Source organism: Methylocystis parvus OBBP (assembly GCF_027571405.1).
Classification (GTDB): domain Bacteria; phylum Pseudomonadota; class Alphaproteobacteria; order Rhizobiales; family Beijerinckiaceae; genus Methylocystis; species Methylocystis parva.
On the sequence record NZ_CP092970.1, the window covers coordinates 1 to 12,169 of the forward strand.

Annotated in this window: 15 protein-coding genes; 10 read left to right on the forward strand and 5 right to left on the reverse strand. The window is 62.1% G+C overall.

Annotated features, from left to right (window positions below; genetic code table 11):
- From repA to repC, 3 genes are all read left to right on the forward strand, one after another.
- On the forward strand, positions 1–1,212 hold the full coding sequence (repA, locus tag MMG94_RS20850) for a plasmid partitioning protein RepA (RefSeq protein ID WP_016920730.1): 1,212 nt from the start codon (positions 1–3) through the stop codon (positions 1,210–1,212).
- Between the two features lie 78 nt (positions 1,213–1,290).
- A complete protein-coding gene (gene repB / locus MMG94_RS20855) occupies positions 1,291–2,286 on the forward strand; it encodes a plasmid partitioning protein RepB (protein WP_026016376.1) in 996 nt (331 codons plus the stop codon).
- Positions 2,287–2,438: 152 nt separating this feature from the next.
- Positions 2,439–3,773 (forward strand): plasmid replication protein RepC, encoded by a 1,335-nt coding sequence (gene repC / locus MMG94_RS20860; protein ID WP_081495679.1) that lies wholly within the window; start codon positions 2,439–2,441, stop codon positions 3,771–3,773.
- Between the two features lie 4 nt (positions 3,774–3,777).
- Here the strand turns inward: repC and MMG94_RS20865 are convergent, their stop codons facing one another.
- The 3 genes from MMG94_RS20865 to MMG94_RS20875 all read right to left on the reverse strand — a co-directional run bounded on the left by MMG94_RS20865 (position 3,778) and on the right by MMG94_RS20875 (position 5,952).
- Positions 3,778–4,161, reverse strand: coding sequence for a DUF5615 family PIN-like protein (locus MMG94_RS20865; protein WP_016920726.1), 384 nt, complete (start codon positions 4,159–4,161; stop codon positions 3,778–3,780).
- Positions 4,162–4,164: 3 nt separating this feature from the next.
- Positions 4,165–4,776, reverse strand: coding sequence for a DUF433 domain-containing protein (locus MMG94_RS20870; RefSeq protein ID WP_016920725.1), 612 nt, complete (start codon positions 4,774–4,776; stop codon positions 4,165–4,167).
- Between the two features lie 84 nt (positions 4,777–4,860).
- A complete protein-coding gene (locus MMG94_RS20875) occupies positions 4,861–5,952 on the reverse strand; it encodes a site-specific integrase (RefSeq protein ID WP_026016375.1) in 1,092 nt (363 codons plus the stop codon).
- Positions 5,953–6,194: 242 nt separating this feature from the next.
- Here MMG94_RS20875 and MMG94_RS20880 point away from each other — a divergent pair, with 242 nt between their 5' ends.
- The 4 genes from MMG94_RS20880 to MMG94_RS20895 all read left to right on the forward strand — a co-directional run bounded on the left by MMG94_RS20880 (position 6,195) and on the right by MMG94_RS20895 (position 9,131).
- Positions 6,195–7,238, forward strand: a complete 1,044-nt coding sequence (locus tag MMG94_RS20880; protein ID WP_016920723.1) for a DUF1403 family protein — start codon at positions 6,195–6,197, stop codon at positions 7,236–7,238.
- Positions 7,235–7,924, forward strand: coding sequence for an SMC-Scp complex subunit ScpB (scpB, locus tag MMG94_RS20885; protein WP_016920722.1), 690 nt, complete (start codon positions 7,235–7,237; stop codon positions 7,922–7,924). The genes MMG94_RS20880 and scpB overlap by 4 nt, the downstream gene beginning before the upstream one ends.
- A 162-nt stretch (positions 7,925–8,086) precedes the next feature.
- Positions 8,087–8,584, forward strand: a complete 498-nt coding sequence (locus MMG94_RS20890) for a VOC family protein (protein ID WP_016920721.1) — start codon at positions 8,087–8,089, stop codon at positions 8,582–8,584.
- On the forward strand, positions 8,577–9,131 hold the full coding sequence (locus MMG94_RS20895) for a dihydrofolate reductase family protein (RefSeq protein WP_016920720.1): 555 nt from the start codon (positions 8,577–8,579) through the stop codon (positions 9,129–9,131). Before MMG94_RS20890 ends, MMG94_RS20895 begins: the two co-directional genes overlap by 8 nt.
- A gap of 910 nt (positions 9,132–10,041) precedes the next feature.
- Here the strand turns inward: MMG94_RS20895 and MMG94_RS20900 are convergent.
- Positions 10,042–10,308, reverse strand: a complete 267-nt coding sequence (locus tag MMG94_RS20900; protein ID WP_016920719.1) for a con-10 family general stress protein — start codon at positions 10,306–10,308, stop codon at positions 10,042–10,044.
- Positions 10,296–10,709, reverse strand: a complete 414-nt coding sequence (locus MMG94_RS20905; protein ID WP_081495678.1) for a CHASE3 domain-containing protein — start codon at positions 10,707–10,709, stop codon at positions 10,296–10,298. Before MMG94_RS20905 ends, MMG94_RS20900 begins: the two co-directional genes overlap by 13 nt.
- 307 nt (positions 10,710–11,016) lie before the next feature.
- Between MMG94_RS20905 and MMG94_RS20910 the strand changes: the two genes are divergently transcribed.
- The 3 genes from MMG94_RS20910 to MMG94_RS20920 all read left to right on the forward strand — a co-directional run bounded on the left by MMG94_RS20910 (position 11,017) and on the right by MMG94_RS20920 (position 12,143).
- Entirely contained in the window at positions 11,017–11,382 is a 366-nt protein-coding gene (locus MMG94_RS20910) for a hypothetical protein (protein ID WP_016920718.1), read from the forward strand.
- The gene (locus MMG94_RS20915) at positions 11,379–11,747 is read left to right on the forward strand and encodes a hypothetical protein (protein ID WP_016920717.1); all 369 of its coding nucleotides are present in this window, start codon (positions 11,379–11,381) and stop codon (positions 11,745–11,747) included. Before MMG94_RS20910 ends, MMG94_RS20915 begins: the two co-directional genes overlap by 4 nt.
- Positions 11,748–11,927: 180 nt before the next feature.
- On the forward strand, positions 11,928–12,143 hold the full coding sequence (locus tag MMG94_RS20920; RefSeq protein WP_016920716.1) for a rubredoxin: 216 nt from the start codon (positions 11,928–11,930) through the stop codon (positions 12,141–12,143).
- Positions 12,144–12,169 lie beyond the last annotated feature (26 nt).

Below are 12,169 nucleotides of genomic sequence, written 5' to 3' on the forward strand. Positions count from 1 at the left end.
ATGAACGTGATGACAGCAATCGACCAAACTGAAGGGTTCAGCTTCTACGAGACCATTCTCGAACAGGGAGAGTTGATCTCGGACAAGCTGAATATGCTTCGGTTGGAGCATTATCCGCCGGATGCCATCAAGAGCCTCCGTCCCTTTTCATTGGCGGAGGTTGCCTATTTTTTGGGTGTGACGCCATCCAACATCAAGAAGCTTCATCTCGAAGGCAAGGGCCCCACTCCGACAACCTCTGTTTCGGGACGCAGAACCTATACGGCCGAGCAAATGTTGGAGCTGCGGCAGTATCTTGACCGTCATGGCAGAGCTGATTTCAAAAAATACGTGCCATACAGACGCGCGGGGGAGCGTCTTCAGGTCATCGCGGTCGTCAATTTCAAGGGCGGCAGCGGTAAAACAACGACGGCGGCCCATCTAGCTCAACATCTTGCTCTTACGGGTCATCGCGTGCTCGCGATCGACCTTGATCCACAAGCGTCCCTGTCCGCGCTCCACGGCATCCAGCCCGAGCTCGACAGAAATCCCTCACTCTATGAGGCGCTCCGCTACGACGACGCTCGGAAGCCGATTTCCGAGGTTATTCGGCGAACGAATTTTCCTGGGCTAGACATTGTTCCCGCGAATCTCGAACTTCAGGAATACGAATACGAAACCCCCCTCGCGGCTTCCGACAAGTCCTCGGCCGAAGGACGGATGTTTTTCACCCGGATCACCGACGCTTTGAAGGAGGTCGATGCAAATTACGATATAGTGGTGATCGATTGCCCTCCGCAGCTCGGCTATCTCACCTTAACCGCTCTGACCGCCTCTACCGCTGTTCTCATCACCATCCATCCTCAGATGCTGGATGTGATGTCCATGAGCCAATTTCTGCTCATGCTGGGCGGGATCCTTCAGTCGATCAGCAGCGCGGGAGCTGACGTCCGCCTCAAGTGGTTTCGCTATCTCGTCACGCGCTACGAGCCAACCGACGGCCCTCAGGCGCAGATGGTCGGATTCATGCAAGCGCTTTTTCCAAAGCAGATGCTGAAAAACCCAATGGTGAAATCAACCGCCATTTCGGACGCGGGCATCACCAACCAAACCCTGTATGAGGTCGAGCGCTCCCAATTCACCCGCGCCACCTATGACCGTGCCCTAGAGGCGCTGAACGCGGTCAATGAGGAGATCGCGGCTCTCGTCCACAAAGCGTGGGGTCGCAAATGAGCCAGATTTTGACAGCCGTGCAGAATGGTAAAACCGCCCGAAACCTCAAGCGATTGGCGCAAGAGGAAGGAGCCTGACGTGGCCCGCAAGAACCTCCTCACGAGCATCACCGGGGCAGAGACGTCGAAGGCCGACGCTGTCGCCCGCCACGATTACGCGCTGCGTGGGGCGTCGCGCTCGATGATGCTTTCCATCGACGAGATGGCGGAAAACGCGAAAAAAATGCTCGCAGGGGAGTCGATCGTCGAACTCGACGTCGCCGTTCTGGATCAGTCTTTCATCGCCGATCGCATCGAAGACGACGATGAAGATTACGTTCATCTCCGGGAGGCGATCCGAGAGCATGGGCAATCGACCCCGATCCTCGTGCGGCCGCATCCGCAGATCAAAGGTCGCTATATGATCGTATTCGGGCACCGTCGCGCACGGGTCGCCAGAGAACTTGGCTTTCCCGTTCGCGCCGTCGTCAAGAATCTTGAGGATATTGCGCATATTGTCGCGCAGGGACAGGAAAACACTGCACGCGCAAATCTGTCTTTCATCGAAAAGGCCCTGTTCGCCAAAAAGCTTCTCGATATGGGACAGCGGAAGGAAACGATTAAATCGGCCCTGACGATCGATGACACTTTGATGTCCAGAATGCTTTCCATCGCGGAGACGGTTCCTCCCCCGGTGATCGAAGCGATCGGCGCTGCCAGAACAGTTGGTCGCGATAGGTGGGAAGAACTCAAGAAGCAGGTTAAGCAGCCGCAGAAGGCTGAAGCCGCAATCTCCATCGTAAAGTCCGAAGAATTTCGCTCCAAAGACGCGATCGATAGGTTCAATTATCTGCTTGCGCAGCTGAAGGCACTCGGGAGGAATCCGCGAAAGCCAGCGCGAGGGCGGATCGAAGCGGCGTCCTGGGCACCAGAAGACAAGACAGTGGCCGCAAGCTACCGGAATACCGGAGACAGCTTCAACCTCTCGCTCAAATCAAAAAATGCAGGCGAGTTCGGCCGATACATCTCGTCCAACCTGGATACGCTCTACAGGGCGTTCAGGGAAACGAAGATCAATAGCGAATCAGGAGATTAAACCGCAAAAGAAAAAAGCCCCCGAACGTCGCCGCCCGGAAGCCTTTCTCTGATCTAAGCACTCCGAGAATCCCACTTCCGCGAATCACAGTCAAGAGTTTTGGCGCCTATTTCGGCGAGCGGATTTCTTTTGCCTGAACGAGGCAAAGGATCATGCAAAGACAAACAACGACGCCCTTCGGGCGGCGATCGCTGTCGCTTGCCATGGTGGCAAACCAGGCGGCGACTAAAGAATTCGCGTCCCGCCCGGACGCCTCAGAAACCGTCGTCCACAAATGGCGGCTGTTTCGGGCGCTGACGGAGGCAAAAGCGCCGCTCGGCGTCACCGACCGGGCGCTGTCGGTGCTGCACGCGTTGCTGAGCTTCCATCAGGAGACGGCGCTGACACTGCCCGAGAAGGACGTTAAGGCGTCGGAAAGTGGTTCGGACACCGGGATCATTGTCTTCCCTTCAAATAGGGAGCTGTCGATCCGGGCTCATGGCATGGCGCCGGCGACGTTGCGGCGTCATCTCGCTTCGCTTGTTGACACCGGCCTGATCATTCGGCGCGACTCACCCAACGGCAAACGCTTCGCGCGAAGAGGGGAGGGGGGCGAGATCGAGGATGCCTTCGGCTTCGATCTGACGCCGCTCATCGCGCGCGCCAGCGAGATCGAAAATCTCGCCGAAGAGGTGCGCGCGGAAAACCGCGCGGTGGCCTTGCTCCGCGAAAAAGTCACCCTGATGCGACGCGACATCGCCAAGATGATTGAGGCAGGCATGGAAGAGGGCGTTCCCGGCGACTGGGAGGCTTGCGACGGCGACTATCAGGCGCTGTCCGGTCGCCTGGCCCGCAAAATGACACGGGCTGATCTCGAGGCTTTGGCGCAGGAACTAGGAACCCTTGCCAGCGAAATCAATAACTCGCTGGAAACTCACGTGAAACGCCAAAATATGAGCGGCAATGAGTCTCAAACTGAGCGGCACATACAGAATCAAACCACAAATATTTCTGATCTTGAACCTAGCCTTCAAGAAGGCAGGGTCGAACCGCCCGGGCCAACGGGCGAAGAAGCGAAAGCCGATAGGGCAGCGGATTGGGAAGTTGGGGAACTTGATCCTAAGGTCGCTCACCGCTCACCCCTGACGCCCAGACCTTATCCGCTCGGGATGGTGCTGCAAGCCTGTCCGGACATTGTCGACTACGGCAAAGGCGGGGAGATTTCATGCTGGCGCGATCTCGTCGACGCGGCGGCGATCGTGCGCTCGGCGCTCGGCATCTCGCCGGACGCATGGAGGCAGGCGTTGGAGGTGATGGGGGAACACGACGCCTCGATCGTCATTGCAGCCATCCTGCAGCGCGGCGATGAAATCAAATCCGCAGGCGGCTATTTGCGGGTTTTGACCGCCAAGGCGCGGGAAGGGGAATTCTCGCTCGGACCTGTTCTGATGGCGCTGTTACGCGGCAAGGCCGCCAAAGCGGCGCGCGAGCGCAAGAGGGCGGGATGACGTCTCAATCGGGCGCGAAAAGCGGATGAAGTCGCGGTTTCCCTGTCTCGTCGAATTCGAGGCAATGATTGACCAAGGCGTCCATCGGATCGCGGCCTTGCCGCTCGAGGAAGGCCAGCGCCGCGAGGATCAGCGCCCATCCCTGCACTCGGCCGGTTTGCGGCAATGCGATCAGGCCGGGGTGAATAGGTTCCTTGCCGAGGAGCGCTTTGAAGTCGCCGACATTTTCGGTGACGATCACCCGATCTTCTGCAATGCAGGCGTCCTTGACCGTGTGATCGAGCTGGCCGCGCCGGCCGCCATGCAGCGGATGAATGGCGTCGTGCCCAAGTTCGGCAAGCTGGCGCGCGAATGTGGGCGACAGGCATTCGTCGATGAAGAGACGCATGTCTCAGGCGGCCGGGCGGGAAATATTCGGCGGCCGGCCGGGCAGGGGATGCGCCTTGGCGAACAACAGCGCCGCCTCCAAGGCTTCGCGCGGGAGATCGGGATTTTCGGCGGCGATCTCGTCCAAAGTGTCGCCATGGGCGACGCGCGCTTCGATGGCGTGCACGGTCAGACGCGTGCCCTTGATGACGGGAAGGCCGCCCTTGATGCCTGGGACGCTTTCGATCCACGCATCGCGGGCGCGCAGATAGCGATCGGCGCGCTCCAGCGCGTCGCCGGCGAGTTCGCCGACGTCAGCTGTGACAGATGGCGCGAGTTCGATTTTCGCGGATTTGAGGCGGGGCAGGTCGAACGCTTGGAGCGCTTTGGCCAGCTTGCGTTTGCCGGCGATCGTCAGGGAGAGATCCCGCAGGCGGCGCATCAGCGCGATATAGGCGACGCTCTCGAGCCCCAGGAAGCGCCGGGCCTTGGCGTTCTTTCCGTACGTCAGGGCGGCGATCTCGCCGATATGAACGGGCAGGACCTTCTCCTCGACGGCTTTTTCGATCGAGCGCTTGGGCGCGCCGGCGAGCTCGGCGACTTCTCGGGGCGTGAGGTTGGCGGCGGTGTGCGGCATGACTAAAAAACATATCCCTTTTGAGGGACTATTTATCGCGCAAGTCGCACGCATGCAAGAGCTCGTCGCCAAGAGGCTCGCCCCTTACAACCCCGCGGCCTTGGTGAGATTGACCTTGAAGCGGTCGCGTTTGCGCTGATAGCGGCGGGTCATTTCGGCGCTGGCGTGGCCGAGGTGCTTTTGCACATGCGCTTCCTCGATTTTCGCCGAGGAGGCTAAGCCGGCGCGCAAGGAATGGCCGGAAAAGGCCAGGCGGCGCTCGCCTTCGGGAAGATCGCCGCGAATTCCGGCGGCGATCGCGGTCTTTTGCACGAGCCGGGCGACATGTTTGTCGGTCAAGCGCTCGGGCGAGACGCCGCCGTTCTTGCGGGCGACGGGGCGAAACACCGGCCCGCGGCTGATCCGCCCGAGCCGCAGCCAGGTCTCGAGCATGGCGACGGGGCAGGTCTCGGGTCGCGAGCCGCGGCCGATTTCGACGTCGCGCCAGCCGGTCTTGCCGTTGATGGTGAGCAGCAGACCGCCCTCGCCAGCGGTATCCGACGGGCGCGCTTCCGGCGTTTCTCCGGCCCCATTCGAGGGGCGAAAAACCTCGATCCAGCCGGTCCCGTCTTCACTTTCGCCGGGACCGCAGTCGAGTCCGACGATTTCGGAGCGGCGCAGGCCGCCGGCGAACCCGAGCGCGAGGATCGCCTTGTCGCGCAGGCCCCGCAGATCGTTGTCGAGCGTCGCCAGCATGGCCATCAGCTCGTCGGCGAAGATCGCGTCCTTCTGCACCGGCGGGCGGCCATGGGCGCGGCGGATGCCGGCGAGCACGGTGGCGATATGGCGATCCGACGTATCGAGCGGTTCGCCCAGTTGGCGGTAGCGCCAGCAGATTCCCGAGAGCCGGCGCTCGAGCGACGAGACGCTCAGCGCCGGCTGGCCGGGCGAATCCTGCACGCAGGCGGCGAGATAGAGGCCGACGGTCTGCGGGTCCGGGGGCAGGGGATCGAGGCCGGAGCGGCGCAGCCAGGAGGCGAATTGGCGCCAATCGGCGTCATAGGCGCGCCTTGTGTTCTCCGAGCGGGCGTTGCGGGCGTAGTCGCGCGCCCTTTCGCCGAGCGCGGCGAGATGGGGGGAGGGGGTCCGCTCCATGAGCGGCGCGTCGCCGGCTTCATTGTCTTCCGGATCAGCCATCTCATCCTCTGTTGGCGCCCCGTTTGAGGGTCTCGTGTCGTTTCGCGCGAAAAATCCGACGCCTCGGACCGCTCGCCTCGGGCGATTTCGAGCGCTTTCGCCCGGAAACGCGGTGGGGTTCGCCGCGCGCGCGGTGATGTCCGATAAGCGCACATTATCGGACATGTTTTAGACAAGACAAGCCCGGCGGATTTTGCGTGAAAACAGGTGACAAAGCGCCGCCGTGGGCTACGATTCTTCCCATGTCCTTGCTTGATTCGATGTCAACGTCCGCGCCCATTTCCGTCGCAAAGCGAGTCCCCCGCGCGCGTCGCGCCGAGGCGGTGACGCCTGCGATCCGCCTCGAAATTCAACCGCTTCCGCGCTGGGCGCGATCCCAGGGCGCTGATCCGGGTGCGGCCGCCTTTTCTGCCGGCGCTGGCCTGGCGCTTTTCGACCAGATCCTGCGCGGCGCCGACGGGGGCGAGCCGGTCTATGCCGGTTGTTTGCGGCAACGGCTCGCGCTGCGCGCCGCCGATTCCTGCGCGACGCTGGCGCGGCTGCGCGAGGATGCGGGCGCGCTTCGCGACGCCGAGCATCTTCCGGGTGGCGGTGAAACGAGCCCGGCCGGTCGCCTGCATCGCGTCTTCCGCCTTTATGCGCCGCAGGGCGGGCGCTTCGATGCGGCGATCTTGCGCGCGGCGGAGCTTCTGGAGGTCAGTGTGGCCATTGACGCCAGCGCGCTCGCCGCCGCTGCTGTCACGGCACCCGACCCGCTCATGGCCGCAGCGCGGGCCAGCGCGGCTGCGATGAAACCCTTCCCCATCGCTGCCGACGCGGAAGTCTTCGCCTTCGTGGTCGCCGATCTCGCTTTGGCGAGCCGTCTGGCCTGGGCGCGGCCGATTCCGCTGCTCGCCGTCGCGATCCTGCATCCGTCGCTGCGGCGCGGGGCAGGGTCAGGGGAAATGGGAAGGGAAAGGACAAGCCGCCCGCGACCAACGGACGACAACTGGGCCGAGTCCGTCGCGCGCGCCTATGGGCGCGCGGTCGTCGAGGCCCATGCGCTCGCCGTCGATCTGGCGCGACGCGCGCAGAAGGTCCTCGCCGTCGCGCCGATGTTGCGCGCGAAAGGCGCAGGGCGCGTCGTCGAGATGCTGCTTGCTGACGACGCCGTCACGCCCGCCGCCGCCGCTTCCCACGCCGGCCTCTCCGATCGCGCGGCGCGGCGGCTGTTCGACCGCCTCGTCGCGCTTGGCGCCGCGCGCGAGCTCACAGGGCGTGAGACCTTCAGGATCTATGGTCTATGAGCCGCGCCGGCGCCGCCCGTCTTGATCGCGACCTGTCCGACTTGCCCGACGGGATGCGCTGGCGCGAATGGATGATGCGCGCCGAGGCGGCCATCTTCGCCGCGGCGCGACCCGTCGCGCGCCAGACGCTCGCCGGGCTCGTCGGCGACGCTTGCCACCTCGACGCGCTCATCGCTGACATCAACGAGGAGCTCAAAGGGCGACCTTACGAAATCGTCTTCGTCGCCGGAGGCTGGCAGTTTCGCACGCGCCGGCGCCATGCCGAGACGCTTCGCGCGCTCGGCAGCGCAAAAGATGCCGGGCCGCCGTCTTTCACCAAACTCGAAATGCTGGCGCTCTCGGCCATTGCCTATCAGCAGCCGGTCACCCGCGCTGAGCTCTCGCGTCTTGCTGGCCACGACATCAGTCGCGACATTCTCGGCCGGTTGAAGAGCCTCGGCGTCATCACGCCTGGGCCCCGCGCCCCTCAGCCTGGCGCGCCGATCGCCTGGGTGACGACCGCCCGCTTCCTCGAAGTCTTCGCGCTCGGCAGCCTGCGCGATCTGCCGGAGCTCGACGAACTCGAGAACGACGAGACGAGAAGCGTCGATGAGGGCGTCGAAGCCGCGCTCGATGAGGTACTCTGGTTAAACGACGAAGAGGGGGCGGATGACATTCCCTGTGCGGAGGACGGGGTTGAGGTTTGAAGAAAGGCGGCTGTCAGTGATTGACCAAGGCGCCCATTTGATCTCCCCCTTGCCGTTCGAGGGCGTGACCAATCCGTCACCATTCGGCCATCAAACCTGGCGCGGGAACAGATTGGGCTGCGGCGCAATCGACCCTACAACCGCTTACCGAGGAGAAGGATCATGTCCGACAAGCTCACCACCTGCCTGTGGTTCGACCACGGCAAGGCGCGCGAGGCCGCCGAATTCTATGCCGCAACCTTTCCCGACAGCCATGTCGGCACCGCCAACGCCTCGCCCAACGACAATCCGTCGGCAAAGCAGGGGGACGAATTGACGGTCGCATTCACAGTGCTCGGCCGCGCGTTCATCGGGCTGAACGGCGGGCCCCATTCCAAGCCTAACGAAGCGGTCAGCTTCATGATCCTGACCGACGACCAGGAGGAAACCGACCGCTACTGGAATGCGATCGTCGGCAATGGCGGCGAAGAAAGCATGTGCGGCTGGTGCCGCGACCGCTGGGGCTTTTCGTGGCAGATTACGCCGCGCGCGCTGCTTGCGGCGACGACCGATCCCGATAGGGCGGCGGCCAAGCGCGCAATGGACGCAATGATGACGATGCGTAAGATCGATATCGCCAAGATCGAGGCAGCGCGCCGTGGGGAGAACGCCGATGCGTAGGATCGCCGGCGCGGTCTTCCTCTCGCTCGACGGCGTGATGCAGGCTCCGGGCGGCCCCACCGAGGACTATATAGGTGGGTTTGATGAGGGCGGCTTGCTATTCAGGTTTGCCGACGACGGCATATTCGAGACGATAGGGTCGCTGTTCGCCGGTGAGTATGACTTGCTGCTCGGGCGGCGCACCTACGATATCTTCGCCGCCTATTGGCCCTATGTCGAGGGCGACGGCGCAGAGATGGGCAGGGCCTTCACACGGGCTGGCAAGCATGTGCTGACCCGAGGCGACCAGCCGCTGGAGTGGGAAAACAGCTACCGTCTTGGTGGCGTTGACGACGTTGCGGCGCTCAAACAGAGCGAAGGCCCCGACCTCATCATCCAGGGGTCGAGCGCAATCTACCCGGGCCTGCTCGCCGCCGGTCTGATCGATCGGCTGACGCTAATGACCTTCCCGGTAATGCTTGGGCGTGGCAAGCGCCTGTTCGGGGACGGCACGCCGGCGCGCATACTCCGGATGGTCGACCATAAGGTTACGCCGAGGGAACTGTGATCGCCACCTATGAGCCTGGCGGCGCTATCCCGACCGAGGGCTCTTTTCCTGAGCCAGGCATCAGCGCCCGCGAGACCGAGCGGCAAAGGAAGATGCAGGATGGGCGTTGGTGATCAGGACGTGAAAGGTCTTGTCGTGGCTGAGCGTCAATTGTTGCCCAAAAGACTGCGCCGATTACAAGGTGCTCGACGCCACGCTGGATAGAACCGCCAGTGCCGCAATGGGCCGAACGGATAGGCGAATTGCTGGCAGATAGGTTTGGAGACGTGACAACCGTCGCAAGCAGCTGGGAAGGCGCCGCGGCGGCTTCCAGAGGAAATTTCCCGAGGGAAAATTTATCCTGGCCAAGACTCGGCGCGGGGATTTCGTCCATTCAGGAGAAGAAGAAGCAATACATCACCTTTCGCACGCGATCCCCCACAGCGTGACCGACCAGCGGAACGGTCTCCAAGACCCGAACGGTGCATCAGGCATCCGCTTGAGTTGGGGCCTTCGGCAAACCCGGGGCGGTTCATCACGCCGCATGAATACGTCTGCAAAATATGGGCAAACGCCCCCGAGCGGTTCACAAATGATCCGACCCAGCTCACTCCGGGACCCTAATCGCCGAGCGATGTGTTTTGCTCGCATGAGCGATGACCGAGGCCATGCTTTCAGGGAGGCGAATCTCCCGAGGGCTGACCATGGCTTGCGATTCTCGCCGTCGCGAACGCACCCCGGACAATCGAGCGCGCATCGACGGTGCCTGTGCCCCTCGCGCCAATCCGCCAAAGCATTGGCGCGCGTCCTTTTGCCTCAGCCTTGCTTAGCTTGCAGGCGCCCGGAACTGGCAGCGATATTCCCGATCGCTGACGAGGTCGCCTCTTGTCGTCGAGCGGCCTGAGTGCGCTGGCCCGCACTTAGGCCGCAGTCACGCCGTTGGATCTCGGTGACCGTGAGAGGCGTGACCTCCTTTGCGCCCCGCCTCCGATGCGAGCGCGTGGTTTCTCGCAAAGCTACGCTTGCTGGGGTCGACAGATTGCCCGCCCTTGCGTCCGGCGCGCGACGCGAGCTCAGGGTTTTGAGAGAAGCTGCGCTTTTCGTTGGGAACGGACTTCCCGCCCTTGCGGGCGATTTCGCGCTGCTTCTCCGGGGACATAGACGCGAAGCCGCGGTTGGCCTTCTTTACTTCCTGCATTCACGCCTCCTGCTTTGAACTAAGCGCTCAAATAGGTCAGGCCAAGGCGTTGGCCACCAATGCCCGGCATTAGGAAGCCGTTTGAAGAAAGGGGCAGGGTTGTCGCCGACTTCAGTATCAAAAATCTTCAAGTCAGTGTGAATACGGCCCACTGCCGCTCGATATGGACCTAGAAACGCCTGGTCGTTTGTCAGCAAAAAACCGCGCTGATTAGTTTCAGCATCTTGAAGTGTCGAAAGCGCCTGTAGAAAGGATGTTCGTACCGCGAGCGTATGCTCGACCCACCGGTGTTCAGCGAGTTGGCGTTGGAGGGAAAAAGTGGTTCCCGCGATCGCCGCGATAAGTAACCCGAAAATCGTGGCTATCAGAGGCGTCCGCTTGATCGTAACTGTTGGCCTCATGAGACGGGCCCGGGTTTTGCTTCCAGTGGTGAGACTCCCGCACACAAGATTCCTGACAGTCCCTGGCTGAAACGCCCTCCGCTACCACGCAAATAAATCAGATAGTTAGCTTATTCCCCAACCCGCTACAGTCTTTCACCCCCTTGGCTACCCCGACTTCAAAGTTGTCTCGCCGAAGTTCGTCCTCGTCATAATAGGACTGCGAGAATCCCCGAAAATTCGTTTGAAGCTGACGCCGCCCTGCGGTTCTGTTGAGCCGTGCGCAAGGCCGCCGCCAGCCGAAGCCATTGTCGGCCCGGCGCAAAAAATGACCGAAGCGCGATGGGAGGAGACATCCGTGTCAGGGGATTTCGAACGAGAACTGACCAAGCGCGTCTGGACGGACGACACTTTCGCGACCCAAGTGGAAAGGAGCCCAGTCGAGGCGCTCAGGTCGATGGGCGTCGAGGTCCCCGCCGGCGTCAAAGTGAAAGTGGTGGTGCAGCGCCGGGACACAATCTACTTCACCATCCCGCCTGCCCGGGCACCTCACTCGGAGCCCGCGACGGCGCCCCTCAATCAGATGGACCTCTGGTCCAGCAAGGGGCTGTTGATTTGGCTTGTCCCCGTGGCCGCCAAATTCAAGCTTCTGGCCCTGCGCAACGCCGCCCGCAAAGAGGGGGACCGACAGTGAACAACGCCGATTTCGTCGAACAATACTATGAGCGCATCGCGACCGATCCTGACTATCGCGCCAAGCTGCTCGCCGACCCGGTCGGGAGCGTGTGCGAGCAGTTCGGCTACGCGCCGGGCCTCGATCTGAAAATCGAGATCATCGAGCAGGCGGATGACACGATCGTCATCATGATCCCCCCAAAGCCGGAGCCGGGCGAGGACATGGAGCGAGAGCTGACGAGGGTCTCCGAACAGGTTTTTGACTTGCTCTTTTCGTCGGGGATCGGGGGCTTTTTCATCCCGGACGACGCACAGAAATGGGTCCTGCGCGAGATGAGGCTGGCGTCGCAGAAGAAGACTGGTCTCGATATTTCCGACATGTAGCTGGTCTGGCGCAGCACGAGTTCATTTTGGCTAAGAGGCGACGAGAAACATAATTCGGATTTAGCACCACTTCTGACGATGCTTTGCCTAGCGTTCTGACGCAATCAATGGACAGGGGCGCGCGCCCGCTCAATGATAGGCTGCACCTGTCGCGCATTGCGGCGGTTATTGGAGGCCATAATGTCAGAGCAATTCAAACGCTGGATTTGTCTTGGATGTGGGTTCTCTTATGACGAAGCGCTTGGATTGCCGGAACACGGGATCGCGCCGGGAACCCGCTGGGCCGACCTGCCCGAAGACTGGGCCTGCCCCGACTGCGGAACGGCAAAGGCGCAATTTGAAATGGTGGTCATCGGCTATGCCGCCGGAGGCGCGCAACTCGCCCAGAACGCTTGATCGGCTCGGAAGGCAGGGGGAAAGTC

What these genes read in the sequence shown, in the direction of transcription:
- MMG94_RS20870 (WP_016920725.1), bottom strand. Translation starts at nt 4,776, where the DNA reads ATGCCGCACACCGCCGCCAACCTCACGCCCCGAGAAGTCGCCGAGCTC.
- repC (WP_081495679.1), top strand. Translation starts at nt 2,439, where the DNA reads ATGCAAAGACAAACAACGACGCCCTTCGGGCGGCGATCGCTGTCGCTT.
- MMG94_RS20910 (WP_016920718.1), top strand. Translation starts at nt 11,017, where the DNA reads ATGACCGAAGCGCGATGGGAGGAGACATCCGTGTCAGGGGATTTCGAA.
- MMG94_RS20920 (WP_016920716.1), top strand. Translation starts at nt 11,928, where the DNA reads ATGTCAGAGCAATTCAAACGCTGGATTTGTCTTGGATGTGGGTTCTCT.
- MMG94_RS20895 (WP_016920720.1), top strand. Translation starts at nt 8,577, where the DNA reads ATGCGTAGGATCGCCGGCGCGGTCTTCCTCTCGCTCGACGGCGTGATG.
- MMG94_RS20890 (WP_016920721.1), top strand. Translation starts at nt 8,087, where the DNA reads ATGTCCGACAAGCTCACCACCTGCCTGTGGTTCGACCACGGCAAGGCG.
- MMG94_RS20875 (WP_026016375.1), bottom strand. Translation starts at nt 5,952, where the DNA reads ATGGCTGATCCGGAAGACAATGAAGCCGGCGACGCGCCGCTCATGGAG.
- repA (WP_016920730.1), top strand. Translation starts at nt 1, where the DNA reads ATGAACGTGATGACAGCAATCGACCAAACTGAAGGGTTCAGCTTCTAC.
- MMG94_RS20865 (WP_016920726.1), bottom strand. Translation starts at nt 4,161, where the DNA reads ATGCGTCTCTTCATCGACGAATGCCTGTCGCCCACATTCGCGCGCCAG.
- MMG94_RS20905 (WP_081495678.1), bottom strand. Translation starts at nt 10,709, where the DNA reads ATGAGGCCAACAGTTACGATCAAGCGGACGCCTCTGATAGCCACGATT.
- MMG94_RS20900 (WP_016920719.1), bottom strand. Translation starts at nt 10,308, where the DNA reads ATGCAGGAAGTAAAGAAGGCCAACCGCGGCTTCGCGTCTATGTCCCCG.
- scpB (WP_016920722.1), top strand. Translation starts at nt 7,235, where the DNA reads ATGAGCCGCGCCGGCGCCGCCCGTCTTGATCGCGACCTGTCCGACTTG.
- MMG94_RS20880 (WP_016920723.1), top strand. Translation starts at nt 6,195, where the DNA reads ATGTCCTTGCTTGATTCGATGTCAACGTCCGCGCCCATTTCCGTCGCA.